This is a genomic window from Micromonospora rosaria, assembly GCF_001567585.1.
In the GTDB taxonomy this organism is placed as follows: domain Bacteria; phylum Actinomycetota; class Actinomycetes; order Mycobacteriales; family Micromonosporaceae; genus Micromonospora; species Micromonospora rosaria.
Genome location: NZ_LRQV01000008.1, coordinates 1 through 23,761 on the forward strand (window position 1 = coordinate 1; position 23,761 = coordinate 23,761).

Consider the following 23,761-nt stretch of genomic DNA (forward strand, 5'->3'; position numbering starts at 1 on the left):
CTCCTCCAGCTCGGCCAGGGCAATCAGGTCCCGTTCCCGGGCGGCCTCGGCGCGGGCCCGGGACTCGCCGAGCCGGTCGGTCTCGGCCTTGGCGGAGCGGGCGGCGGCGCCCAGTTCGGCGAGCCGCCGGGCGGCGGCGTTGCGGTGGCTCTCCGCCTCCCGCTTGGCGGCGGCGGCGTGCTGGACCGCGTCCTTCGCGGCGGCCACCTCGGCGCGGGCCTCGACGAGTTGGTCGCGCAGTCCGGTGGCGGTCCGCTCGGCGGTGAGCCGGTTGCTCCGGGCCTCCTCGACGGCGGCCTGCACCTCGATGAAGCTGGGGGCCTTGGCCGACCCGCCGGCCGCCGCGTACGCACCGACCACGTCCCCGTCCGGGGTGACCGCGCGCAACTCCGGGCTCCCGGCGACCAGCTCCGAGGCGGCGGCCAGGTCGTCGACCAGGACCACGTCGCGCAGCGCCCGGTACACCGCCGGGCGGAGGTCGGCGGGGCACTCCACCAGGTCCGGTGCCCAGTGGGCGTGCTCCGGCAGCTTCGGCCGCAGCGCGTCGGCGGGCCCCTCCATGCCCGGCCCGGCGGGGCTGCCGACCAGCAGGCCGGCCCGGCCGGCGTCGGAGATCTTCAGCAGCCGCATCGCCTCGACCGCCTCGTCCACCCCGCTGACCGCGACCGCGTCGGCGAGCCCGCCCAGCGCGGCGGCGAGCGCGGCCTCCCGACCGGGCGCGACGGTGAGCAGCCCGGAGAGGCTGCCGAGCAGGCCGGGTACCTGGTCGGCGCGGGCCAGCAGGGCACCGGCGCCGTCCTTGCGGCGCAGCCCGAGGGCGAGCGCCTCCTCCCGGGCCTTCCAGGTGGCGGCGTCCTTCTCGGCGGTCCGCTCGGCGTCGGCGAGGGAGCGGACGGTGGCCTGCGCCTTCTCCTGCCCGGCGACCGCCTCGGCGTGCCGGGCGTCCAGGTCGGCGTTGTCCCGGTCGGCCTCGGTGGACTGTTCGGCCACCGCGTCCACCTCGGCCTGGGCCTGCTCGGCGCGGGCCATCGCGTCGGCGTGCGCGGTGGCGAGGCGTTCGATCTCCTCCCCCGCGCTGGTGGTCCGGGCGCGGGCCGAGTTGACCTGGCCGGTCAGTTTGGCCAGGCCCTCCCGCCGGTCGGCGATGGCCTTGGCGGCGGCGACCAGTTCCCGTTCCGCGGCGGCGAGCTGCCGCTCCAGCTCCTGACGGTGCTCCACCGCCTCGGCGAGCCGGATCTGGTCCTCGGTCAGCGCGGCCCGCAGCTCCTCCTCCTGCTCACGGATCCGCTCGGCCTCGGCCTCCAACTGGTCCGGGTCGCGGCCCGGTCGCTCGTCGTCCCCGCCGGCACTGAGGTGACGCAGCCGTTCCCGGGCGAGCTGCTCGATGGAGCGGAACCGCTCGGCCAGGGCGGAGAGCTTGTACCAGGTGTCCTGCGCGGCGGCGAGCAGCGGGGCGTCCTCGGCCAGGACCGCCTCCAGCTCGCCGAGCCGGCCCTGCACCTCGGCGTGTTCCGCCTCGACCTGCTCACGCCGCTCACGGACCGCCGCCTCGTCGGCGATCTCCCGGTCCAGCGTGCTCCGCAGGGTGTGCAGGTCGTCGGCGAGCAGCCGCAGCCGGGCGTCGCGCAGGTTGGCCTGGATGGCGGCGGCCCGCCGGGCCACCTCGGCCTGCCGGCCCAGCGGCTTGAGCTGGCGGCGCAGCTCGGCGGTGAGGTCGGTGAGCCGGTTGAGATTCACCTGCATCGCGTCGAGCTTCCGCAGCGCCTTCTCCTTGCGCTTGCGGTGCTTGAGGACGCCGGCCGCCTCCTCGATGAACGCCCGCCGGTCCTCCGGCTTGGCGTGCAGCATGCCGTCGAGGCGGCCCTGCCCGACGATGATGTGCATCTCGCGGCCGATGCCGGAGTCGCTGAGCAGCTCCTGGATGTCCAGCAGCCGGCAGGAGTCACCGTTGATCTCGTACTCGCTCTCGCCGGAGCGGAACATCCGGCGGGTGATGGAGACCTCGGTGTACTCGATCGGCAGCGCGCCGTCGGTGTTGTCGATGGTGAGGGTGACCTCGGCCCGACCCAGCGGCGCCCGCCCGGCGGTGCCGGCGAAGATGACGTCCTCCATCTTGCCGCCGCGCAGCGCCTTGGCGCCCTGCTCGCCGAGCACCCAGGCGATGGCGTCGACGACGTTGGACTTGCCGGAGCCGTTCGGGCCGACCACGCAGGTGATCCCGGGTTCCAGCTTGAACGTCGTGGCGGAGGCGAAGGACTTGAACCCCTTCACCGTCAGGCTCTTGAGATGCACCTTCTCGATCCTCGTCCGGTGGCCGCCGCAGGCGTCGCGGGCTGCGCGGACCTGGTGAACCCGCAGACTAACCCCCGGCCGGCGGGGCCGGAGCACGCGACCCGCCCCCGACGTGCGGTGGAACCGGCGGTGACGCGGGGCGGACGGCCTGCGGCCGGCCCGGCGGGACGGCCCCCGCGGTGCGGCGGGGCGGTCGGTCCGGGTCCGGCGGGGCGGTCGGTCCGGCGCGACCCGCGGCGACCCGAGCGATTTCCGGTCGGGGCGCAAACTGCGCCCGGTGGGCTCCCGGGACGGTGACGTGACCATCCCCACAAGATCAATAAATGGCGGCGGCGAAAAGTGTCCGGACAAGGCTGCGCGCCGGAACAAAACCGTCCGGCGCGCTTTTTCGTGTACTGCGATTCAGTTTTCCGACCCTGAAGATCAGGTCAGCGCCGGCTCGGCCAGCCGGAGGAGGTCGTCCGCCTCCGACACGGCCGCCGCGAGCCGATCGTTCTCGGCGCGCAGGCGCGTGATCTCGAACTCCATTGCCTGAACCCTGGCACGCAAGCGGGTGACCTCGTCGAGCAGGCGCCGGTCGGGCGCTGCACCTACGTGGCCGTAGAGGGCCTTCGCCATGCTGACTCCTTGATATGCGCTGCCGGAAAGGCCGGCCAACGCGCGCCCACGTGATTCGCGACTGCCATCCCCTGCGTTATGCGGGCACGACCGGGCGCGACTGGCGACACCTATATATTGAGCCGAAACCCCTCCTTCGTCAAGTTCCCGCAGGCCGTAGATCATCTCCACGTCAACCTGTCCACTTGCCGGGGGGCCGCCGCAAGGCTCGGACACGCTCTGTCCGGACACCTTTACTGTACGCCGGATCCCTGAACAGGGTACGGAGCAGTTCGACTTCGCCTTAACTCTTTCTTAGCCACGTTGCCGCTGCTCACGACGCTCACGTAGCGTCACCTGCGCCCGTCAACCGAAGCTTTGGAGGCACCCGGCGTGTACGGCTCGACCGACCCGATGGACCCGGATCGCGCCCACCGACGCGAGGAGCCGGCCGGCGAACCGACCTGGCTCACGGACCGTCCGGAACCCCGGTCGGCGTACCTGTTCGGTGACGACCCCGAGCCAACGGACGGGCCCTGGCAGCCGGGCGGGCGGGGCGACGCCCGCCCGGCCGACCAGCCCGCCGTCGACCGGCCCCGCACGGACCGGCCCCGCGCCGACCACCCCCGTACGGACCAGCCCCGCGCCGACCAGACCGGTGTCGACCGGACCGGCGTGACGCCGGAGGGCCGGTGGCCCGACGAGCCGGCCCCGGACCGGTGGACGGCCGAGGCGGCCCCCGACCGGTGGACGACCGGCCCGGCGCGCGAGCGGTGGGAGACCGACGCGACCGACGGCCACGGGCAGCTCGACCCGGGACACCACCGGTGGGCCGACCAGCGACCCGACGACCGGTGGACCGACACCGACAGCCAGCGCTCCGACCACCGGCCCGACAGCCGGTGGGCCGACCAGCCGGCCCCGGACCGGTGGACCGGGCAGACGGCACAGGGCCCCTGGGCCGACGAGCCGGCGGACGGCCGGTGGGCCGAGGAGCCGGCGCAGGGCCGGTGGACCGGCACCGACGGCCGGTGGGCCGACGGTGCGACGGACGACCGGGCCGCCGGGGAGCCGGGCTACGGCTGGCAGCCGGACGGCCCCGAGCAGCAGTGGGCGGCCGACCGGACCACCCAGCGGTGGGCAGCCACCCCGACCGGCTCCGACGCCGGGCCGGCCACCTCGGAGATCCCGGCTGTCGGCGTCGCCGGCCCGACCGCACGTCCGGGGACCGACGCCGACCGTACGCCGGGTGAGGGCCGGCACCGCCCGCCCCGCCGCCTGCGCCGGCCGGCGCTGGTCGGCGCCGCCGCGGCGGCCACCCTCGCGGTGAGCCTCGGCGTGGGCGCCCTGGTGCTGCCCGGCGACGACGGCCCGGCGGCCTTCACCGGTACGGCCGAGGAGCGGACGGCGGCTCCGCTGCTGGCCGACCCGCTGCCCGGCGCCCCGAGCGGTACGCCCGACGTGGCGTCGCCCACCCCGTCCGCGTCGCCGTCGGCGTCCCCGTCGGCGTCCCGTCCGGCGCCGTCGCCGAGCCGGACCAGCAAGCCGACCCCGGCGGCGGACCGGTCCACCACCGCCCCGTCGCGGCGCAACGTCGAGCGGAGCAGCGCCCCGGCCACCACCGCCCCGAAGTCCGTCGCTGGCGGCGGCGCCGTCAGCGGCCAGGCGCAGCAGGTCGTCGACCTGGTCAACGCCGAGCGCGCCAAGGCCGGCTGCAAGGCCGTGCAGGTCGACGAGAAGCTGATGACGGCGGCCCAGCGGCACAGCCAGGACCAGGCCGACCACCAGGACATGTCGCACACCGGCAGCGACGGCAGCGACGTGGGCCAGCGGCTCGACCGCGTCGGGTACGCGTGGCGGACCTACGGGGAGAACGTCGCCTGGAACCAGCGGACGCCGGAGTCGGTGATGACCGCCTGGATGAACAGCCCCGGCCACCGGGCCAACATCCTCAACTGCGCCTTCACCGAGATCGGTGTCGGCATCGCGACGAGCAACGGGCCGTACTGGACGCAGAACTTCGCCGCACCGCGCTGACCCGCCCACCCGTTCCGCCCCGGCCGGCTCGACGGCCGGGGCGGCTCGGCACCGGAGCGGCTCAGCCCCGGGTACGGGGGCGGGGCTGACAGCGGGGGCAACTGTAGGACGAGCGGTTCATGAACGCCTCGCGGCGCACCGGCGCCCCGCAGCGGTCGCACGGCTCGCCCTCCCGGCCGTAGACGTGCAGGGACCGGTCGAAGTACCCGCTCTCGCCGTTGACGTTGACGTACAGGGCGTCGAAGCTGGTGCCGCCGGCGGTGATCGCCTCCGCGAGGACGTCCCGGACGTGCCCGAGCAGCCGGGTCGCCGCCGGCCCGGTCAGCGCGTCGGTCGGCCGGGTGCCGTGCAGCTTCGCCCGCCAGAGCGCCTCGTCGGCGTAGATGTTGCCCACCCCGGAGATCAGCGTCTGGTCGAGCAGCGCCCGCTTGACCTCGGTACGCCGGCGGCGCAGCGCCGTCACGAAGCCCGCTTCGGAGAAGTCCGGGTCCATCGGGTCCCGGGCGATGTGCGCGATCTCGGCGGGCAGCTCCGCGCCACCGGCCGAGACCGCCAGCCCGCCGAACGTCCGCTGGTCGACGAAGCGCAGCTCCGGGCCGGCATCGGCGAAGCTGAACCGCACCCGCAGGTGCAGCTCGTCCGCCGCGTCGTGCGGCTGCACCAGGAGTTGGCCGGACATGCCGAGGTGTCCGACGATCGCGTCCCCGCTGTCCAGCGGCAGCCAGAGGTACTTGCCGCGCCGCCGGACGTCGAGCACCCGCCGTCCGGCGAGGACGTCGGCGAAGTGGACCGCGCCGGGGAGGTGGCGGCGGACCGCCCGGGGATGGCGTACCTCGACGGCGGTGATCTGCCGGCCGGTCACCCAGCGGGCCAGGCCCTGCCGGACCGTCTCGACCTCGGGCAGTTCAGGCACGGCGCTCGCCGGCCAGCCCGGTCTCCACCCCGCCCGGGGCGCCGGTCGTCTCGACGCCCACCTCGGCCCGCCCCACCTCCGTCGCCGGGGAGACCCCGGCGGGAGACCCCACGTCGGCCGTCGCCGTCGCCTCGGCAGGTCGCCCAGCCGCCGCCTCGGCGGCCCGCACAGCCTCGGCAGCCCGTGCCGCCTCAGCCGTCTCAGCCGCCCGCACAGCCTCGGCAGCCCGTGCCGCCTCAGCCGTCTCAGCCGCCCGTGCCGCCTCAGCCGCCCGGGTCGCCTCGGCCTGCTCGTTGAGGATGCGCCAAGCGGACTCGGCGGCGCGCTGCTCGGCCTCCTTCTTGCTGCGCCCCTCCGCCCCGCCGTACCGGTTGCCGGCCACCACCACCCAGGCGGTGAACGTCTTGAGGTGGTCCGGGCCGGTGCCCTCGATGCGGTACTCCGGGACGCCCAGCCCCAGCGCGGCGGTGAGTTCCTGGAGGCTGGTCTTCCAGTCCAGCGCCGCGCCCCGGCCGGCCGACTCGGCCATCAGCGGGTCGAAGAGCCGGTGGATCACGATCGCGGCGGTGTCCAGCCCGTACTGGAGGTAGATCGCCCCGAGCAGCGCCTCCAGCGTGTCGGCGAGGATGCTCGCCTTGTCCCGGCCGCCGGTGGTCTCCTCCCCCTTGCCGAGCAGCAGGTACGCGCCGAGCCCGTCGGGGCCGAGCCGCCGCGCCACCTCGGCCAGCGCCCGCATGTTGACCACGCTGGCCCGCAGCTTGGCCAACTGCCCCTCGGGCAGGTCCGGGTGGTTGTGGAACAGCGCCGTGGTGATCACCACCCCGAGCACCGAGTCACCGAGGAACTCCAGGCGCTCGTTGGTGGGCAGACCGCCGTTCTCGTACGCGTACGACCGGTGGGTCAGCGCCCGTTCCAGCAGTTCCGGGTCGAGTGTGACGCCGAAGGCGGCCTCCAGGTGGCCGACGGGAGCACGTCGCCGCTTGTCGTTGGTCATGATGCGGTTACCTCGGTGTCGGTGGTGCGGTCGGTTCGGTCACCCGGCCCGTCCCCGGCCAGCAGCGCGGAGACGGTGTCGGTGGCACCCCGACGCCACAGGTGGGCGGCGAGGGCGATGCCGGAGGCGATGTCGTCGGCGCGGGCCGCGCCGTGGCAGACGACCACGGTGCCGGAGATCCCGAGCAGGGCGGCGGCCCGGGGGGCGCCTCCGCCGGCCGGTGCCCCGCCGGCCATGGCGTACGCGCCCTCGATCGCCTTGAGCAGCACGTTACCGGTGAAGCCGTCGGTGACCACGACATCGGCGCGCGCGCCGAGCGTCACGTCGTACCCCTCGACGAGGCCGACGTAGCGGGCGTCGCACGGCAGCGGGCCGACGGCGAGCAGCGGGTCGGCGGCCCGGCGGGCGCGGTCGCCCTTGCCGGCCTCGGTGCCCACCGAGAGCAGCCCGACCCGGGGCGCGGTGATGCCGTGCGCGACCGCCGCGTAGGCGGCGCCGAGCACGGCGTGCCGGGACAGGGTCGCCGGGTGGGCCTCCAGGGCCCCGCCGACGTCGAGCAGGACCACCGGGCCCTCGACCGCCGGCAGGGTGGCGACCAGCGCGGGGTGCCGTACCCCCGGCCAGCGGCCGAGGCCGAGCACGGCGGCGGTGACGGTGGCGCCGGTCGAGCCGGCGGAGACCAGGGCGTCGGCCGTGCCGGCGCGGACGGCGGCGACGGCCGCGCGGACCGTGCTGTGGGCACGGGCCGCGCGGGTGGGAGATTCGGTCATGGCGACGGCGTCCCGCACCGGGCGCACGGCGACCCGGGCCCGCTGGGCCGGGTCGAGGGCGTCGGTCACCTCGGCGGCGGTCTCCGCCGGACCGACGAGAAGCAGGTGCAGGTCAGGGTCGGCACGCATGGCCCGCAGAGCGCCGTCAACCACGACGGCGGGAGCGTCGTCCCCGCCGAGGAGGTCAACGGCGATCCGTACGGTGCCCGGCCCCGTCGCGACGCCGGCCGGAGCGGGCCGGCCGGCGTCGGCAGCCACCGGGGTGGCGGGCGATCGCCAGGTTGGACGCGCCACCCGACCTCGGGTCGGAGGCGTCACGGGGCGAACCCGTCAGACCTCGATGACCTGGCGGCCGTTGTAGGTGCCACAGACGGAGCAGGCGGTGTGCGGCAGCTTGGCCGACTTGCACTGCGGGCAGGCCACCGTCGCGACCGGCGTCGCCTTCCACTGCGCCCGACGGGACCGGGTGTTGCTGCGCGACATCTTGCGCTTGGGAACGGCCACGGTTCTTACTCCTCTTCACGATTCAGTTGCGACAGGCCCGCCCAACGCGGGTCGATCTGCTGGTGGCTGTGGTCGACCGGCAGTTCGTCCCGGTGCACCCCGCATTCGGGGCACAACCCTGGGCAGTCCTGGCGGCAGATCGGGTTGGTCGGCAGGGTGAGCACCACCGCGTCCCGAACCGCCGGCTCCAGGTCGATCAGGTCGCCCTGGAGTCGGCCCACCTCATCCTCCTCGGTCGTGACGTCCGTGGTGCTGTTCGCGTAGGCGTACAGCTCCTGGACGGTCACGGCCACCGTGTCGTTGATCTCACGCAGGCAGCGACCGCACTCGCCCCGGACGGGGCCGCTGACGGTCCCGGAGACGAGCACCCCCTCGGACACCGACTCCATCCTCAGGTCGAGGGTGAGGTCCGCGCCCTCCGGCACGCCGATCAACTCCACGCCGAGGTCCGCCGGTGCCGGCACGACCCGATCGACCGTACGCAAGGCGCCAGGTCGACGCGGCAGTTCCCTCGTGTCGAGGACCAGCGGCGACCTGGGGTCGAGTGAGCTCGGTGTGTGCTTGGGCATAGTCAGACTCCGGCCGGTGAGAGGCCGACACACGAGGTTACCTGGGCGACCACCCCACCGTCGAACCGGGGCGACGCCCACCCCGTTCGGCCGGCTGGTGCGGTACCGGTCAGAAGGTTATCGGGCGCTCCGTGTCGTCCCCCGCGAAGGTGCCGATCTCCCGCAGCGCGTGCATCTTGTCCCGGCCCCGCTCGATCGAGGCGAGCGCCCGGGTGAGGAACTGCTCGAAGTTGGCCAGCGCGGTGTCGACGTAGTCGTCGACCTCCGAGCGCAGCCGCTGCGCCTCGGCGCGGGCCTCGGCGATGATCCGGGCCCCCTCGTGCTCGGCGGAGACGGTGATCTCGTTCACCGAGACCAGGCGGGCGTGTTCCGCCTCGCCCTCGCTGATGATCCGGTCCGCCTCCCGCTTGCCCGCCTCCATGATCTTGTCCCGCTCCTCCAGGAGGGCGGCGGCCCGGCGCAGGTCGGCGGGGAGGTCGGCGCGCATCTCGTCCAGCGCGGCGATCATCTCGCCCCGGTCGACCATGCAGTTGTTCCGGGACATCGGAACGGAGCGGGCCTGCTCCACCATGGCGATCAGTTCGTCGATGCGATCGAGCGGGTCCACCGGTACCTCACTCCTGTCGTCCGTCGGCCGACCTCCATGATGCGGGCTGCGGCCGTCCTCCCGCTCCACCATGATGTCGCGCACGGGCCACCCGCGCCCCATCCGCCCCGGGTCCGGCGCGTCGCGCCGGCCGCGGGACGGGTCCGGGCGCGTCCGGCGCCGGCTGCGGTCAGCCGCGGACGGACGGGTCGAGGCGGAGGCTGAGCGCCTCCCGGACCACGTCGGGGACGTGCGGCGAGACGTCCCCGCCCCACTTCGCCACGTCCTTGACCAGGCTGGAGGAGAGGAACGAGTAGAGCGGGTTGGTCGGCATGAAGAGGGTCTCCACCCCGGCCAGGCCGATGTTCATGTGGGCCATCTGCAACTCGTAGTCGAAGTCGCTGACCGCCCGCAGGCCCTTGACCAGGACGGTCGCCTGCTGGGCCCGGCAGAAGTCCACCAGCAGCCCCCGGAACGACTCGACCCGGACGTTGTCGTACGAGGCGGTCACCTGGCGGAGCATGTCGATCCGCTCCTCGACGGTGAACAGCGAGTTCTTCGACTGGTTGATGGTGACCACGACGATCACCTCGTCGAAGAGCCGACTGGCCCGGCCGACGATGTCGAGGTGACCGTTGGTGACCGGGTCGAAAGAGCCGGGGCATACCGCACGTCTCATGATCGGCGACCGTACCAAAGCGTGGTCTCCCCGTAACGCCGACTACGCTCGCAGGTGACGTCCTGCACCCAGTCGAACGGTGGGGTCCGGGTGGACCGCTCCACCACGACCAGCGCCCCGTCGGCCAGCCACCCCCCGTCGCGCAGCGCGGCCAGCATGGCGGTCACCTCCGCGCCGGGCATCGCGTACGGCGGGTCGGCGAAGACCACGTCGTACGGACCGCCGTCCGGACCGGCGGCGAGCACGGTGGCGACCCGCCCGGTGACCAGCCGGGCGGCGGGCCCGGCCCGGACGGCGGCGAGGTTCTCCCGGGTCACCCGGGCGGCCCGGGGGTCGGACTCCACCAGCAGGACGTGACCGGCGCCCCGCGACAGCGCCTCCAGCCCGACCGCGCCGGAGCCGGCGTACAGGTCGGCGAAGCGCGCCCCGCCGAGGTCGACCACGGCCTGCACCGCGCTGAACAGCGCCTCCCGCACCCGGTCGGTGGTGGGGCGGGTGCCGGCGCCCGGGGGCGCGGCGATCCGCCGCCCGCCGAGCGCTCCGGCCACGATCCGGGTCACCGGCTCCTCCTGCGCGCACCCTGCGACGTTCTCACGGCCCCGACGCTACGCGATCACGGTACGCGACCGGCCCACACGGTCGGTATCGACCGGTGTGCGGACGAACTACCGTCCGTGCATCAATGATCTCAAATTCATAACATGATGATGAGTGGGGCCTGTGGGCTGTTTCGTACCGGTTGCCCTCGCTAGGGTCTGCCCGTGCCGGCGGTGCTTCCGCCGGCCTCACGGCACCGGGGAGGCACCGTCGCGGGACGCGCCCGAGATCCGGCAGCGACCGCCCACCGCCGCCCCCGCCGTACCCCTTGACGCCCTTCACCCCGGGAGTACGTGTGATCCGTCCCCCGCTGTCGCTGCGGCGACCGCTCGCCGTGGCCGCCGCCGCGCTGCTCGGCTTCGCGGCCGTCACGGTGCCCTCGCCCGCGAGCGCCCGCATCCCCTCGCCGGAGCCCTCCCCCTCGGTGACCGAGTCCGCCGAGACCGTTCCGACCACGCCGCCCGCGACCCCGCCGCCCGGCCCCGAGTGCGTCGACGCCGAGAAGGCCCGCTACACCCACGAATTCGCAGGCCGAGAGGGCACCGCCAAGATCACCCTGACCAACGGCCCGCTCTGCGCCGGTCAGGAGCAGGACGTGGCCCTGGTGTCGTACCTGGCCCCGTCGGCGCGCTTCGCCACCCCGCAGTACGTCTTCGACACGTCGGTGAAGAAGTTCGCCGGGGTCGGCGAGGGTGAGCTCCAGCAGGCCACGCTGGAGTTCAAGGTCGAGGTGCCGGCCTGCTTCACCCAGGTCGACTTCGTCTTCGGCAGCGAGATCATCGACCCGCTGGACGACGACAGCCCCCGGTACGACAACCGCAAGATCGGCAGCGACAGCGGCATCGGCGCCCGGTCCGAGGGCCCGCCGGCCTGGTACAACGGCGGCGAGGACACCTGCGTCGCCGCGCCCGCCGTCGAGCCGACCTTCGACTGCGAGGGCAGCGTGACGCTGGCCCTCACCAACCGGGGCAACATCAAGACGACCTTCACCATCACCGCCAGCGGGGAGTACCGCAAGGACGTGACCGTGCCGGCGAGCGAGGTGGTCAACCACAAGCTCGACCCGGCGAACTCGCGGAACATCACGGTCACGGCCAAGGGCATGGAGACCTTCGAGGGGGGCCACGAGCAGCCCGAGGACTGCAAGCAGCCCGAGGTCGGCACCCCGGAGGGCACCTACACCTCCAGCTGCGACGAGATGATCTTCGAGATCAAGAACCCCACGGACGGGGCCACCGTCACCAGCACCTTCACCCCGAACAAGGGCGAGGCCAAGACCGTCACGGTCAAGCCGGGCAAGACCGAGAAGGTCACCTTCAAGGCCAGCAAGGGCTTCACCGTCACCGTCACCGGTGACCTGGACTCCGGCGGCCCGCTCGCCTGGACCGAGCCCAAGGACTGCGACGAGACCGACGGCGGCGCCGGTGGCGGCGAGGAGGAGCCCGGCCTGCCGGTGACCGGCGCGGCGGCGGGCGGCATCGCCGCCGGTGCGCTCGCCCTGCTCGCCCTGGGCGCGGTGCTCTTCGTGGTCGCGCGGCGGCGTCGGGTGCACTTCACCGCCTGACCCGCTCCGCCCCACCTGATCGACCCCGAGGGCGCGTCGACCACCCGGTCGGCGCGCCCTCACCCCGTCCCCGGGAGGTCCGCGCACCGCCTCGGACGTCAGGCCCGCGCAGCGCCCTCGGTGGACGTCGGGGTCAGCCCTTCTCCAGGTACTCCGCGCGTTCCTCGTCGACCAGGGTGGCGACCGAGGCGGCCAGCGCCGGGTGCCGGGCCAGCTCCGGGTCCTCCTCGACCAGGGCGATCGCCTCGGTACGGGCGTCCCGGATCAGGTCGGTGTCGCGCAGCAGCGACAGCAGCCGCAGGTGCGACCGGCGACCCGACTGGGTGGCCCCCAGCACGTCGCCCTCCCGGCGCTGCTCCAGGTCCAGTTCGGCGAGCTTGAAGCCGTCCGTGGTGGACGCGACGGCGTCCAGGCGCTCCCGCGCCGACGAGCCCTCGGCCGCCTCGGTGACCAGCAGGCAGAGCCCGGCCGCCGAGCCCCGGCCCACCCGGCCCCGGAGCTGGTGCAGTTGGGAGACGCCGAACCGGTCCGCGTCCAGCACGATCATCACGGTGGCGTTGGGGACGTTGACGCCGACCTCGACCACCGTGGTGGCCACCAGCACGTCCAGGTCACCGGCGGCGTAGGAGCGCATCACCGCGTCCTTCTCGTCGGCTGGCAGCCGCCCGTGCAGCACGCCGATCCGCAGCCCGTGCAGCGGCCCCTCGGCGAGCAGCGGGGCGACCTCGGTCACCGCCAGCGGGGGTCGCCGGCCGGAGTCGTCCTCCCGGGGCGGCTCCTCGTCGCTCTGTGGCCCGTCCCCGATCCGGGGACAGACCACGTACGCCTGGTGGCCGGCGGCCACCTCCTCGCGCAACCGCCGCCAGGCCCGGTCCAGGAAGGCCGGCTTGTCGGCGGCCGGCACCACGTGCGAGGCGATCGGCGAGCGGCCCTGCGGGAGCTGGGAGAGGGTGGACGTCTCCAGGTCGCCGTAGACGGTCATGGCGACCGTCCGGGGGATCGGCGTGGCGGTCATCACCAGCACGTGCGGCGGCTGGTCGGCCTTGGCCCGCAGGGCGTCGCGCTGCTCCACCCCGAACCGGTGCTGCTCGTCGACCACCACCAGACCCAGGTCGGCGAAGTCGACCCCCTCGTAGAGCAGGGCGTGGGTGCCGAGCACGATGCCGGCCCGGCCGCCGGCCACCTCGGCGAGCGCCCGGCGGCGGGCCGCCGCGCCCAGCGAGCCGGTGACCAGCTCGACCCGGGTGGCGACGTCGTCGGCGCCCAGCTCGCCGGCCTGCGCGAGCGGACCGAGCAGGTCCAGGATGCCCCGGTGGTGCTGGGCGGCGAGCACCTCGGTCGGGGCCAGCAGGGCGGCCTGCCCACCGGCGTCGACGACCTGGAGCATCGCCCGCAGCGCCACCACCGTCTTGCCCGAGCCCACCTCGCCCTGGAGCAGCCGGTGCATCGGGTGGGCGGTACCCAGGTCGGCGGCGATCTCCGCGCCGACCGTGCGCTGGCCCGGGGTCAGCTCGTAGGGCAGCCGGGCGTCGAACCGGTCGAGCAGCCCGCCGGGGCGCGGCGGCCGGGCCTTCGCCGGCCGCGCGGCGGCCCGGATCTTGCGTTGGACCAGGGTGAGCTGCACGGCGAACGCCTCGTCCCACTTGAGCCGGCGGCGGGCCCGGTACAGCTCCTCCTTGCTGGACGGGCGGTGGATCTCGCGCAGCGCGGGGCCGATCCCGACCAGGTTGCGGCCGGCCCGCACGCTCGACGGCAACGGGTCGTCCGGCGGGGTGAAGGTGTCCAGCACCACCCGGACGCACCGGGCGATCACCCAGGTCGGCACCGCCGCCGCGGCCGGGTAGACCGGGATCAGCGCCCCGGCGAACTCCTCGACCTCCTCGGTGGCCGCCGCCTCGCCGTCGGTGGAGTCGCCGAGCAGGACGTACTCCGGGCCGTTGAGCTGGCGTTTCCCCCGGAACTCGGTGACCTTGCCGGCGAACATCCCCCACCGGCCGGGCCGCAGCTCCCGTTCCCGCCACGCCTGGTTGCCGAAGAAGGTCAGGGTCAGCGTGCCGCCGGAGGAGTCCCCCACGGTGACCTCCAGCAGGTTGCCCCGGCGCTGGCGCATCGGGCGGACCGCGGTGCGCTGCACCTGGGCCAGCACGGTGACCTGCTCGCCGACGTCCAGCGCCCGGATGTCGGTGTGCTCGCCGCGCTCGTCGTACCGGCGCGGGAAGTGGTAGACCAGGTCACCGGCGGTCAGCAGGTCGAGGTGGTCGGCGAGCGCCTTGGCGGTCTTCGCCCCGACCAGCTTCGACAGCGGTGTGTCCACCGTGGACGACTCGGACGTCATTCGACCCCCACCAGGAGCGGATAGTGCGGTTGCCCGCCCGGGTACGCCTGCACCTCGACGAACGGCCAGCGCCGCCCGACGTGCTCGCGTACCGCCTCGGCGAGCCCGGCCGGGGCGTCCGCCCCGGAGAGCAGGGTGACCAGCTCACCGCCGCCGCCGAGCATCCGGTCGACGACGCCGGTGCAGGTGTCGACCAGGTCCGCGCCGATCAGGTGCACCTCCCCCTCGACCAGGGCCAGCACGTCGCCGGGGCGGCACGGGCCGGCCACGGTCAGCGCCTCCCGGCCGGCGTAGCAGACCTCGGCGTACCGGCAGGCGCCGGCCGCCTCGGCCATCGCGATCACGTCGTCCTCGAAGCGGCGGCCCGGGTCCCGGACCGCGAGGGCGGCCAGCGCCTGCACCGGGGAGCGGGTCGGCACCACGGCGACCCGGACCCCCACGCCGTCCGCCTCCCGCGCGGCCAGGCCCGCCACCGCCTGGGTGGCCGGGTCGTTGGGCAGCAGCACCACCCCGGCCGCGCCGGTGGCCCGGATCGCGGCCAGCAGGTCACCGGTGGACGGGTTGCCCGGCACCACCGCCGCCCCCTCCCGGGCGAACAGCTCGGTGATGCCCGCGCCGTCGGAGACCACCACCGCCGCCCGGCCGGCCTGCTCCGGCGGTGGCGCGCCGGGCGGCGGCTGGTCGGCGAAGCGGCTGACGGTGATCCGGTACGGCCGGCCGGCGACCACGCCCGCCTCGACGGCCGCCCCGATGTCGTTGACGTGCACGTGCACGTGCCAGGTCCGGTCGCCGCCGACCACGACCAGGGAGTCGCCCAGCGCGGCCAGGTCGGCGCGCATCCGCCGTACCGCCGCCGGCTCGGCGTCGAGCAGGAACTGCACCTCGTAGGCGTACTCCGGGGAGCCGGTCTCCCGCACGGCCACCGGCGGCGGGCCGACCGGGCGCGGCGCGGTGGCCGGCCGCTCCGGGCGCTCGCCGGTGACGACCTCGACCAGGGCGTCGAGCAGCAGGCAGAACCCCCGCCCGCCGGCGTCGACCACCCCGGCGCTGGCCAGCTCCGGCAACTGCCCCGGGGTACGACCCACCGCGTGCGCCGCCGCGTCGGCCGCCGACCGCGCCACGGTGGGCAGGTCGTCGCTCGCCGCCGCCTCGGCCGCGCCGGCCGCCGCGGCGACCACGCTGAGCAGGGTGCCCTCGACCGGCTGGGCCACCGCGGCGTACGCGGCGGTGGTCGCCGCCCGCAACGCCGTGGCCAGCGCCCGGCCGCGCACGGCCGGCACCTCGGCGACCGCGTCGGCGAGACCGCGCAGGATCTGCGCGAGAATCACCCCGGAGTTGCCCCGAGCGCCGAGCAGCGCCCCCTGGGCCATCAGCCGCAGCGCGTGCCCGTGGCCGGTCGCCCCGTCGTCGGGCAGGGTGCCCAGGTCCATCGCCAGCGCCTGCTGGGCCGAGGTGAGGGTGAGCACCAGGTTGGTGCCGGTGTCGCCGTCCGGGACGGGGTAGACGTTCAGCTCGTCGATCTCGCCCTGGTGCTGCCGGAGCACGGCCAGCCCGCCCGCGCACCAGCGGCGCACCGCGGCGGCGTCGAGGGTCTCCAGCACGGCCAGAAGCCTACTGGCGGAGACCGACAGCCGCCGGGCTCGGCCGGTTCCCGGTGGCGTCGCCGTCCGGCCGCCGCCCAGGTCGGCCCGGCAGGGGCGGTTGGCCGACCCGGCGGACCATCGGGTAGCCTGGCCGGGTTGTCCGGGCAGCACCCTGCCGGCGACCTCATGAACGTTTCAATCTCAGGAGTATCCCGTGGCTAGCGTGTGCGACGTCTGTGGCAAGGGGCCGGGCTTCGGCCACAACGTGTCCCACTCGCACCGGCGGACCAACCGCCGCTGGAACCCGAACATCCAGTCGGTGCGCACCCCCGCCGGTGGCGGCACGACCAAGAAGCTGAAGGTCTGCACCTCGTGCATCAAGGCCGGCAAGGTCACCCGCGCCTGACGCGGTAGCCCGCCGCTCCGATCACCGCCACTGCCGGCGGACCGTTCCCGGTCCGCCGGCTCTGTCGTGCCCGCCGCCGGCCGGACCGGCCTCCGCGCCGCTCCCGGGCCGGCCGCTGCCCGTGCACCGACCAGCTTGTGTGCCGACCAGCCTGTTCACCGACCGACCTGTTTGCCGACCGGCCCGTTCAGCGACCGGTCTGTTCGCCCACCAGCCCGTTCACCGACCGGACCGTTCGCCGGCCGGACCGTTCGCCGGCCGGACCGGCCGGCGTGCCGAACGACCCCGCCCCCCGGTCGACCGGCGCGCAGCCGGTCGCCGGCACCCGCAGGACCAGGCCCGGCCGGGTCGGCGAACGGGCCGGTGCGCCCGGTCAGAGCGGGCGGCCGAAGGAGAGGCAGCCGGGTGAGTCCCGGTAGAAGCCGAAGTTCGGGATCCGCTCGTACCCGAGCGCGAAGTACATCGCGATCGCCTCGGGCTGCCGGTCCCCGCACTCCAGGATGATCTGCTTGCGCCCGTGCTCCCGGGCGGAACTCTCCACCGCCGCCAGCACGGCCCGGGCCACCCCCCGGCCCCGGACGGCCGGGGCGGTGTACATCCGCTTCAACTCGGCGATCTCCCCGGAGTCGCCGTGGCTGCGCCAGCCGGCACAGCCGACCGGCGTGCCGTCCAGCCGCGCCACCAGGAACATCCCCGCCGGGGGCTCGAACTCGGTGGCGTCGATCGGGGTGTCGTCGCCGCTGCCGCCGTACCGGGCCCCCAGGTCGGCCATGGCGTCCCGGATCAACAGCCGGGCCACCGGCGAGTCGAAGGGCACCGGGCGAATCTCCAGCTCACTCACGGGTGAAGGGTACGACCGTCACCGGAAGTGATCCCAGCCGGCCGGCCCGTCGTACCGCTCCCCGTCCACGGTGACCCCGCCCCCGGCCGCCCCGCCACCCTCGGTCACCACGCCGCCCTCGGTCACCACGCCGATCGGCCGCCACGGGGCGGGCAACGCCACGGCGGGCGGGAAGGTGGCCGCCAGGGCGTGGTCGTCACCGCCGGCCAGCAACCAGGTGTACGGGTCGACGCCGAGCGCCTGGGCGGCGTCCCGCATCTGCCGGGGTACCTCGAAGGCGTCCCGGTGCACGTCGATGCCGACCCCGCTGGCCCGCGCCACGTGCCCCAGGTCGGCCAGGAGCCCGTCCGACACGTCGATCATCGCGGTGGCGCCGAGCCGGGCGGCGTGCGGCCCGGCGGGGTACGGCACCTCGGGCCGCCGGTACGCCTCCACGAGCAGCTTCGGGGTACGGAAGCCCCGGGAGAGCACCGTGCACCCGGCCGCCGCGTACCCGACCCGTCCGGCCAGCGCGAGCACGTCGCCGGGACGGGCGCCGGAGCGCAGCACCGGGGCCCGGCCACCGAGGTCGCCCAGCGCGGTGACGGCGACGGTCAGCGTCGGGCTGGCCGACATGTCCCCGCCCACCACGCTCGCGCCGACCTTGGCGGCCTCGGCCGCGAGCCCGTCGGCCAACTGCTCGGCCCAGCCCGGTTCCAGCCCGGGCGGCAGGCAGAGGGCGACCAGCAACGCGGTCGGGGTGGCCCCCATCGCCGCGATGTCGGCCAGGTTGGCCGCCGCCGCCCGGTGTCCGAGGTCCACCGCGCCGCCCCAGTCCCGCCGGAAGTGCCTCCCCTCGACCAACACGTCCGTCGAGGCGACCACCCGGCTGTCCGGGGCGGCCACCACCGCGGCGTCGTCCCCGGGGCCGACCAGGCACGCCGGCCCGGCCCCCAGCCGGGCGGTCACCCGGTCGATCAACCCGAACTCACCGACACCCGCGACGCTCACGCCGTCCCGCTCCGCTCGCTCACCGCTTCTCCTCGACCACCGATAGGGATCACACCTGGTCCGTAGGGTATTTTCACCCTTCGGGCCGCCCAGGCGGCGACGGCGACAGACGGAGGTCGAGTCGTGGTTCAGGCGTACATCCTCATCCAGACAGAGGTGGGCCGGGCACGGGACGTGGCCGGTCTCATCTCCGGTCTCGCCGGCGTGGTGCGCGTCGACGCCGTCACCGGGCCGTACGACGTGGTCGTCCTCACCGAGGCCAACACCGTCGACGAACTCGGCAAACTCATCGTCAGCAAGGTGCAGATGGTGCCCGGCATCACCCGCACCCTCACGTGTTCGGTGGTGCGCCTGTAAGTGGACACGATCACGCCTTCCCCCGCCGACCGGCGGCCCGACGAGCAGCCCACCGACGCGCAGTCTGCCGACGCGCAGTCTGCCGACGCGCAGTCTGCCGACCAGCGGCCTGACGGGCAGCCTGCCGACGGGCCCACCGGTGCGACGCCGGCCGCCCGGACGCCGGACCGGACCAACCGCACCGCCGCGCTGCTCGCCACGGCGGTCGCCGTCCCGGTGACCCTGCTGGTCGCCGGGGTCGCCTTCGCCCAGATCAGGTCGGACGTCGGCACCGACGCGGCCCCGACCGCGTCGCCCACCGTGGTCCAGCCGCAGTCGACCACGCCGGTCGAGATGGCCGCCCCGAAGCTGGCCGAACGGCCCGCCACGGTGTGTCGCGCCCTGCTCTCGCACCTCCCGGCGACCGTCGGCGAGCTCGCCCAGCGTCCGGTCACCGCCGGCCCCGAGCAGAACGCCGCGTACGGCGACCCCGCCCTCACCGTGGCCTGCGGCGGCCCGGCCGCCACCGTGCCGGACACCGACGAGGTGTGGACGGTCAACAACGTCTGCTGGCACGGCACCACCGAGGGCGACCGCACCACCCTGACCACCCTCGACCGCGAGGTCCCGGTCCGGGTGAGCGTGCCGGCGACCCACGGCCAACCGTTGCAGCTCCCCCCCCCCTCGCCGACGCGATCGTGGCCTCGGTCCCCTCCGGCGGCACCCCCCCCACCGGCTGCCACCGCTAACCCCCGCTCCCCCACCCCGTCCCCGCCCCCTCCCCCTCCCCCCGCCCCGTCTCCATGCGTTGATCATGGAGTTGGCGGCAGGCGGAGCGTCCCTCCATGCCGCCAACTCCATGATCAACGGGGTGAGGGGGGGGAGGGGCGGAGCCGGGAGGGGATGAGAGAGGGGTGGGGGCAGGGGGGTGGGTTAGTGGAGGCCGGTGCCTCGGCGGAGGGCGGTGCGGATGAGGCGGTTGACCAGCTTCGGGTACTCCAGGCCGGAGGCAGCCCACATCCGGGGGAACATCGACGACGGGGTGAACCCGGGCATCGTGTTGATCTCGTTGAGGTAGACCCGCAGGTCGGGGGTGACGAAGAAGTCGACCCGGGCCAGCCCGGCGCAGTCGAGCGCGGTGAACGCCCGGACCGCGTACTCCTGCACCTGCCGGGTGACCTGGTCGGGCAGTCCGGCCGGGATGTCGTACTCGCAGGACTGCTCGGAGTCGATGTACTTCGCCTCGAAGTCGTAGAAGTCGTGGTCGGCGACGACCCGGACCTCGGCCAGCACCGACGCCTCGGGCGACCCGGCCGCCTCCCCCTCCAGCACGCCGCACTCGATCTCGCGGCCGACGATCGCCCCCTCGACCAGCACCTTCGGGTCGATCTGCCGGGCGACGGCGACGGCCTCGTCGAGCTTCGCCCAGTCGTCGACCTTGCTGATGCCGAAGGACGACCCGGCCCGCGACGGCTTGACGAAGACCGGCAGGCCCAGCCGCTCCTTGTCCTCCTCGGTCAGCGTCATCCCGCTGCGCAGCACCACGTACGGGCCGACCGGGATGCCCTCGGCGGCGCAGAGCTTCTTGGTGAACTCCTTGTCCATCGCGGCGGCCGAGGCGAACACGTTCGCCCCGACGTACGGGATGCCGGCCATCTCCAGCATCCCCTGGATGGTGCCGTCCTCGCCGTACGCGCCGTGCAGGACCGGGAAGACGACGTCCACGTCGGTCAGGGCCCGGGGCCCCTCCCCCGGCTCGAGCACCAGCAGCCCGTTGCCGGTGGGGTCGGCACGCAGCACCAGGTCGACGCCGGAGGCAGCGGTGATCTCCGGAAGCTGACGCGCGTGGATCGCCAACTCCTCCGCGGTGCCGTTGGTCAGCACCCACTGTCCGGCCCGGGTGATGCCGACCGGTACCACCTCGAACTCGTCCGGGTCCAGCGCGCCGAGCACGCTGCCGGCGCTGACACAGGAGATGCCGTGTTCCGGGCTACGGCCGCCGAAGACGATTGCCACGCGGGTCTTGCCTGGGGTGGTCACTGGGGTCACCTCTTCGGTCCCGACTGCGAAACTCGCTGTGGCGCCGGTGGCGCTCACGCGGTCGACCTTACTGTGCGTGGCGGAGGGCCGGTGGGCATACCCAGGGAGAGGCGGCGGGACACCGCAACCGGTCAACCCGCCTTATACATAGCGTAATCACCCCATGCCGGACGGGACCCGGCCGGGAGGGCGGCCCGACGACGTACCCCTTCGCTACGCTGCTGGTCCTATGAGCACCGACCCCCTGCTCGACAGCCTGGCGGCGGCCCTCGACGCCCGCCCGGACGACCTGCCCCTGCGCCTGCACCTGGCGGCGTTGCTGCTGGAGCGGGGACGCGGCGCCGAGGCGATCGGGCACATCGGTCAGGCGCTCGCCCGTGATCCGGCCCACGTCGAGGCGCGGGCGCTGATGCAGCGGGCGCTCGGCACGGCCGTACCCGGGCCGCCACCGGCCGCCGCGACGACGCCGGACCCCCCGGCGGCCGGCGCGGCCCCGGCCGGCGGGGACGACCCGCTCGCCGCGTACGAACGGGAACTCGCCGACGTCGTGCCGCCGCGCTTCCTGCGGGCCGGCGACGAGCCCGAGCCGGTCTCCGGCGACGCCGACCGGGTGTACGACGTGGAGTCGGCCAGCGTCCGGCTCTCCGACGTGGGCGGCATGGCGGCGGTCAAGGAGCGGCTGGAGCTGGCCTTCCTCGGCCCGCTGCGCAACCCGGAGCTGCGCCGGGTGTACGGCAAGAGCCTGCGCGGCGGGCTGATGCTCTACGGCCCGCCGGGCTGCGGCAAGACGTTCCTGGCCCGCGCCGTGGCCGGGGAGATGGGCGCGAAGTTCCTCTCGCTGTCCATCGTGGACGTGCTGGACATGTGGATCGGCAATTCGGAGCGGAACCTGCACGAGTTGTTCCAGGCCGCCCGCCGCAACGCCCCGTGCGTGCTCTTCCTCGACGAGGTCGACGCGCTGGGGCACAAGCGCTCGCAGGTGGGGTCCAGTGCGATGCGGACGCTGGGCAACCAGTTGCTGGCCGAACTGGACGGCATGGAGGGCAGCAACGACGGGGTGTTCGTGCTGGCCGCCACCAACACCCCGTGGGACGTCGACCCGGCGCTGCGTCGCCCGGGGCGGCTCGACCGGGTGGTGCTGGTGTTGCCGCCGGACCCCGAGGCACGTGGGGCCATCCTGGAGTACCACCTGCGCGACCGGCCCATCGCCGGGATCGACCTGCGCCGGGTGGTGGCCGCCACCGAGGACTTCTCCGGCGCGGACCTGGCGCACCTCTGCGAGACCGCCGCGGAGTTCGCGATGGCCGACTCGGTACGCCGGGGCGAGGTCCGCATGATCGAGCAGCGGGACCTGGAGCGGGCGCTGAAGGAGGTCCGCCCCTCGACCCGGCCCTGGCTCGCCACCGCCCGCAACGTCGCCATGTTCGCCAACGAGGGCGGCGTGTACGACGACCTGGTGGCGTACCTCAAGCACCGTCGGATACTCTGACCCGCGCCCGGCCCGCACGACGGGCGCGACGCCGGGTCAGCAGGTCCGTTCCGACGCCCGGTCCAGCACCACCCGGCCGGGCTCGCCGGTCAGCCGGCGGCCGACGGCGAGCACCTTCACCCGCTGCCGGCCGGCCCGCACCATGCCCAGGGCCATGAACGCCCCGGCGATCCGGTCGGCCGCCTCACGGTTGCTCGCCCCCACCACCTGCCGCCGCCGCTCGGGCGCGGTCCGCTCGTTGCGGCTCGCCCCGTCGAGCAGCCGGACGTCGGTGAGCACCACGAGGAAACGGGTCATCGCCACCCTCCGCGGGTCGGGCCCGGCCCGCCGTGGGTGGGGGTCGGTTCAGGAGGCATAGCGGACCACCTCCGGCTCGGCCGTGGTGGCGGCCAGCCCTCCACCCGAGTCCCGGCAGACGTAGCTGAGACCGCCGCCGCCGTCCCGGCAGACGTAGGCGAGGTCGGCATGGATCCAGGCGCCGTCGTTGTCGCGCAGCACCGGCCGCGCACACCACCGACACCGCGACACACGGGGCCATCGTCCGGCTGCCGTCATCCGTCTCCCCTTCCGGTGACCTCGTGGTCGGGTGGCACGCGGCGATCGGGTACGGGGGAGAAAAAACCCGATCGCCGCGCGCCCCATCCCCTCCGGTCGCTCACCACTACCGTCGCCACGACAACCAGTGGTGAGGACGCCGTCACAGGTTGACACCTCCATGGGGATGAATGCAACTCTCATCGCGGTTCTCTCATGCACACTTTCCCAGAGACGTGTGCGACTATCGATGCATGGCTCCGAAGACCGCCCGAGCACGGCGACTGGGCATCGCCCTGCGTGCGCACCGGGAGGCGGCCGGCCTCACCCTGGAGGCCGCCGCCGACGAGATCAACAGCACCCGCAGCACGCTGTCCCGGTACGAGAACGCCCAGACCCTGGTCAGCCCGGCCACCGCCCGCGCCCTGCTCACGTTGTACGGGGTAGCGGCCGAGGAGGTCGCCGCCGCCGTGCAGCTCGCCAAGGACGCGCGCAAACCCGGCTGGTGGGTGTCCTACTCGTACCTGCTCGACCGCCGCACCATCGACTTCATCGCGCTGGAGGCGGAGGCGACCGGGATCGCCAACTTCGAGCCGTCCGTCGTGCCGGGGCTGCTCCAGACCGCCGACTACATCCGCGCGGTGATGCTCGGCGGGCCGCACACCCTCAGCGACGAGGACGTCGAGCAGCGGGTCCACGTCCGACTCGACCGGCAGCAACGGCTGACCGGCGACCAACCGCCCATCCTGGACACGATCATCGACGAGGGAGCACTGCTCCGCCCGGTGGGCGGGCAGGCGGTGATGGAGGCGCAGATACAGCACCTACTCAAGATCGGCGAACTGCCGAACATCACCGTCCAGGTCGTCCCGCTCTCCGCCGGCTACCACCGGGGCACCCGAGGCTCGCTGCACATCCTCGAGTTCGCCGACCCGGAGGACCCGATCATCGCCTCGGTGGAGACCGTCGCCGGTCAGATGATCCTCGACCGCCCCGGCGACCTGCGTACCTGCACCAAGATCATGGAACACCTGCGATCCGTCGCGCTCAGCCCGGCGGCAAGTCGCGACCAGCTCGTTCGAATCCTGAAGGGACGGTAGGCACC

At 74.3% G+C, this 23,761-nt stretch carries 22 protein-coding genes and 2 pseudogenes; 7 read left to right on the forward strand and 17 right to left on the reverse strand.

All coding sequences use genetic code 11. The annotated features are described in order from the left end of the window. Together smc and AWW66_RS04190 are read right to left on the reverse strand one after the other, a co-directional pair. Positions 1-2,292, reverse strand: a 2,292-nt coding sequence (smc, locus tag AWW66_RS04185; protein ID WP_067360078.1) for a chromosome segregation protein SMC, incomplete at its 3' end; no start/stop codon positions are given. A gap of 423 nt (positions 2,293-2,715) precedes the next feature. After that, the gene (locus AWW66_RS04190) at positions 2,716-2,910 is read right to left on the reverse strand and encodes a hypothetical protein (protein WP_067360080.1); all 195 of its coding nucleotides are present in this window, start codon (positions 2,908-2,910) and stop codon (positions 2,716-2,718) included. 372 nt (positions 2,911-3,282) lie between these two features. Between AWW66_RS04190 and AWW66_RS04195 the strand changes: the two genes are divergently transcribed. After that, on the forward strand, positions 3,283-4,926 hold the full coding sequence (locus AWW66_RS04195; protein WP_083978203.1) for a CAP domain-containing protein: 1,644 nt from the start codon (positions 3,283-3,285) through the stop codon (positions 4,924-4,926). A 61-nt stretch (positions 4,927-4,987) separates the two neighbouring features. Here the strand turns inward: AWW66_RS04195 and mutM are convergent, their stop codons facing one another. The 8 genes and pseudogenes from mutM to rsmD all read right to left on the reverse strand — a co-directional run bounded on the left by mutM (position 4,988) and on the right by rsmD (position 10,501). Then, positions 4,988-5,839 (reverse strand): bifunctional DNA-formamidopyrimidine glycosylase/DNA-(apurinic or apyrimidinic site) lyase, encoded by an 852-nt coding sequence (gene mutM, locus AWW66_RS04200; RefSeq protein WP_067360082.1) that lies wholly within the window; start codon positions 5,837-5,839, stop codon positions 4,988-4,990. 238 nt (positions 5,840-6,077) lie between these two features. Beyond that, a pseudogene (gene rnc, locus AWW66_RS04205) lies at positions 6,078-6,833 on the reverse strand (ribonuclease III); the annotation flags it as partial. Further along, on the reverse strand, positions 6,830-7,861 hold the full coding sequence (locus AWW66_RS04210; protein ID WP_067360087.1) for a fatty acid synthesis plsX protein: 1,032 nt from the start codon (positions 7,859-7,861) through the stop codon (positions 6,830-6,832). The gene AWW66_RS04210 and the pseudogene rnc, both read right to left, overlap by 4 nt. A gap of 72 nt (positions 7,862-7,933) precedes the next feature. After that, positions 7,934-8,107: a 50S ribosomal protein L32 gene (gene rpmF / locus AWW66_RS04215; RefSeq protein WP_067360089.1), complete on the reverse strand. Its 174-nt coding sequence runs from the start codon at positions 8,105-8,107 to the stop codon at positions 7,934-7,936. A 5-nt stretch (positions 8,108-8,112) separates the two neighbouring features. Continuing rightward, a complete protein-coding gene (locus AWW66_RS04220) occupies positions 8,113-8,676 on the reverse strand; it encodes a YceD family protein (protein ID WP_067360091.1) in 564 nt (187 codons plus the stop codon). A gap of 109 nt (positions 8,677-8,785) precedes the next feature. After that, positions 8,786-9,283: an SPFH domain-containing protein gene (locus tag AWW66_RS04225; protein ID WP_067360093.1), complete on the reverse strand. Its 498-nt coding sequence runs from the start codon at positions 9,281-9,283 to the stop codon at positions 8,786-8,788. Between the two features lie 169 nt (positions 9,284-9,452). Next, a complete protein-coding gene (gene coaD / locus AWW66_RS04230) occupies positions 9,453-9,941 on the reverse strand; it encodes a pantetheine-phosphate adenylyltransferase (RefSeq protein WP_067360094.1) in 489 nt (162 codons plus the stop codon). Next, positions 9,938-10,501 carry a 16S rRNA (guanine(966)-N(2))-methyltransferase RsmD gene (gene rsmD / locus AWW66_RS04235; protein ID WP_067360095.1) on the reverse strand — a complete coding sequence of 188 codons (564 nt, stop codon included), beginning with the start codon at positions 10,499-10,501 and terminating at the stop codon, positions 9,938-9,940. The genes coaD and rsmD overlap by 4 nt, the downstream gene beginning before the upstream one ends. Before the next feature lie 332 nt (positions 10,502-10,833). Here rsmD and AWW66_RS04240 point away from each other — a divergent pair, with 332 nt between their 5' ends. Next, entirely contained in the window at positions 10,834-12,102 is a 1,269-nt protein-coding gene (locus AWW66_RS04240) for a hypothetical protein (protein ID WP_067360096.1), read from the forward strand. Between the two features lie 133 nt (positions 12,103-12,235). On the opposite strand, the gene recG is transcribed toward AWW66_RS04240, so the two are convergent. Continuing rightward, positions 12,236-14,437 carry an ATP-dependent DNA helicase RecG gene (gene recG / locus AWW66_RS04245; protein ID WP_067360097.1) on the reverse strand — a complete coding sequence of 734 codons (2,202 nt, stop codon included), beginning with the start codon at positions 14,435-14,437 and terminating at the stop codon, positions 12,236-12,238. Next, complete coding sequence (locus AWW66_RS04250) at positions 14,434-16,038, reverse strand: DAK2 domain-containing protein (RefSeq protein WP_067360099.1); 1,605 nt, start codon at positions 16,036-16,038, stop codon at positions 14,434-14,436. Before AWW66_RS04250 ends, recG begins: the two co-directional genes overlap by 4 nt. A gap of 196 nt (positions 16,039-16,234) precedes the next feature. Between AWW66_RS04250 and rpmB the strand changes: the two genes are divergently transcribed. Further along, positions 16,235-16,426, forward strand: a complete 192-nt coding sequence (rpmB, locus tag AWW66_RS04255; RefSeq protein ID WP_007075181.1) for a 50S ribosomal protein L28 — start codon at positions 16,235-16,237, stop codon at positions 16,424-16,426. Positions 16,427-16,799: 373 nt separating this feature from the next. Here rpmB and AWW66_RS04260 read toward each other — a convergent pair whose 3' ends face one another. After that, entirely contained in the window at positions 16,800-17,267 is a 468-nt protein-coding gene (locus AWW66_RS04260; protein ID WP_067360100.1) for a GNAT family N-acetyltransferase, read from the reverse strand. 18 nt (positions 17,268-17,285) lie between these two features. Then, positions 17,286-18,257 (reverse strand): thiamine-phosphate kinase, encoded by a 972-nt coding sequence (locus tag AWW66_RS04265; RefSeq protein ID WP_067360101.1) that lies wholly within the window; start codon positions 18,255-18,257, stop codon positions 17,286-17,288. Between the two features lie 123 nt (positions 18,258-18,380). Here AWW66_RS04265 and AWW66_RS04270 point away from each other — a divergent pair, with 123 nt between their 5' ends. Together AWW66_RS04270 and AWW66_RS32375 are read left to right on the forward strand one after the other, a co-directional pair. Beyond that, positions 18,381-18,614 (forward strand): Lrp/AsnC ligand binding domain-containing protein, encoded by a 234-nt coding sequence (locus AWW66_RS04270; RefSeq protein WP_067360102.1) that lies wholly within the window; start codon positions 18,381-18,383, stop codon positions 18,612-18,614. After that, positions 18,615-19,342: pseudogene (locus AWW66_RS32375) on the forward strand (DUF3515 family protein). It begins immediately after the preceding gene. Positions 19,343-19,526: 184 nt separating this feature from the next. Here AWW66_RS32375 and AWW66_RS04275 read toward each other — a convergent pair. Then, positions 19,527-20,633, reverse strand: coding sequence for a D-alanine--D-alanine ligase family protein (locus AWW66_RS04275; RefSeq protein WP_067360104.1), 1,107 nt, complete (start codon positions 20,631-20,633; stop codon positions 19,527-19,529). A gap of 229 nt (positions 20,634-20,862) precedes the next feature. On the opposite strand from AWW66_RS04275, the gene AWW66_RS04280 reads away from it, so the two are divergent. Next, complete coding sequence (locus AWW66_RS04280) at positions 20,863-22,122, forward strand: ATP-binding protein (protein ID WP_067360106.1); 1,260 nt, start codon at positions 20,863-20,865, stop codon at positions 22,120-22,122. A gap of 36 nt (positions 22,123-22,158) precedes the next feature. Here the strand turns inward: AWW66_RS04280 and AWW66_RS04285 are convergent, their stop codons facing one another. Further along, positions 22,159-22,419 (reverse strand): hypothetical protein, encoded by a 261-nt coding sequence (locus AWW66_RS04285; RefSeq protein ID WP_067360108.1) that lies wholly within the window; start codon positions 22,417-22,419, stop codon positions 22,159-22,161. A gap of 48 nt (positions 22,420-22,467) precedes the next feature. Then, on the reverse strand, positions 22,468-22,620 hold the full coding sequence (locus tag AWW66_RS33380; RefSeq protein WP_169807054.1) for a hypothetical protein: 153 nt from the start codon (positions 22,618-22,620) through the stop codon (positions 22,468-22,470). Positions 22,621-22,910: 290 nt separating this feature from the next. Between AWW66_RS33380 and AWW66_RS04290 the strand changes: the two genes are divergently transcribed. Beyond that, the gene (locus AWW66_RS04290; RefSeq protein WP_067360109.1) at positions 22,911-23,756 is read left to right on the forward strand and encodes a helix-turn-helix domain-containing protein; all 846 of its coding nucleotides are present in this window, start codon (positions 22,911-22,913) and stop codon (positions 23,754-23,756) included. The last annotated feature ends 5 nt before the right edge of the window (positions 23,757-23,761 follow it).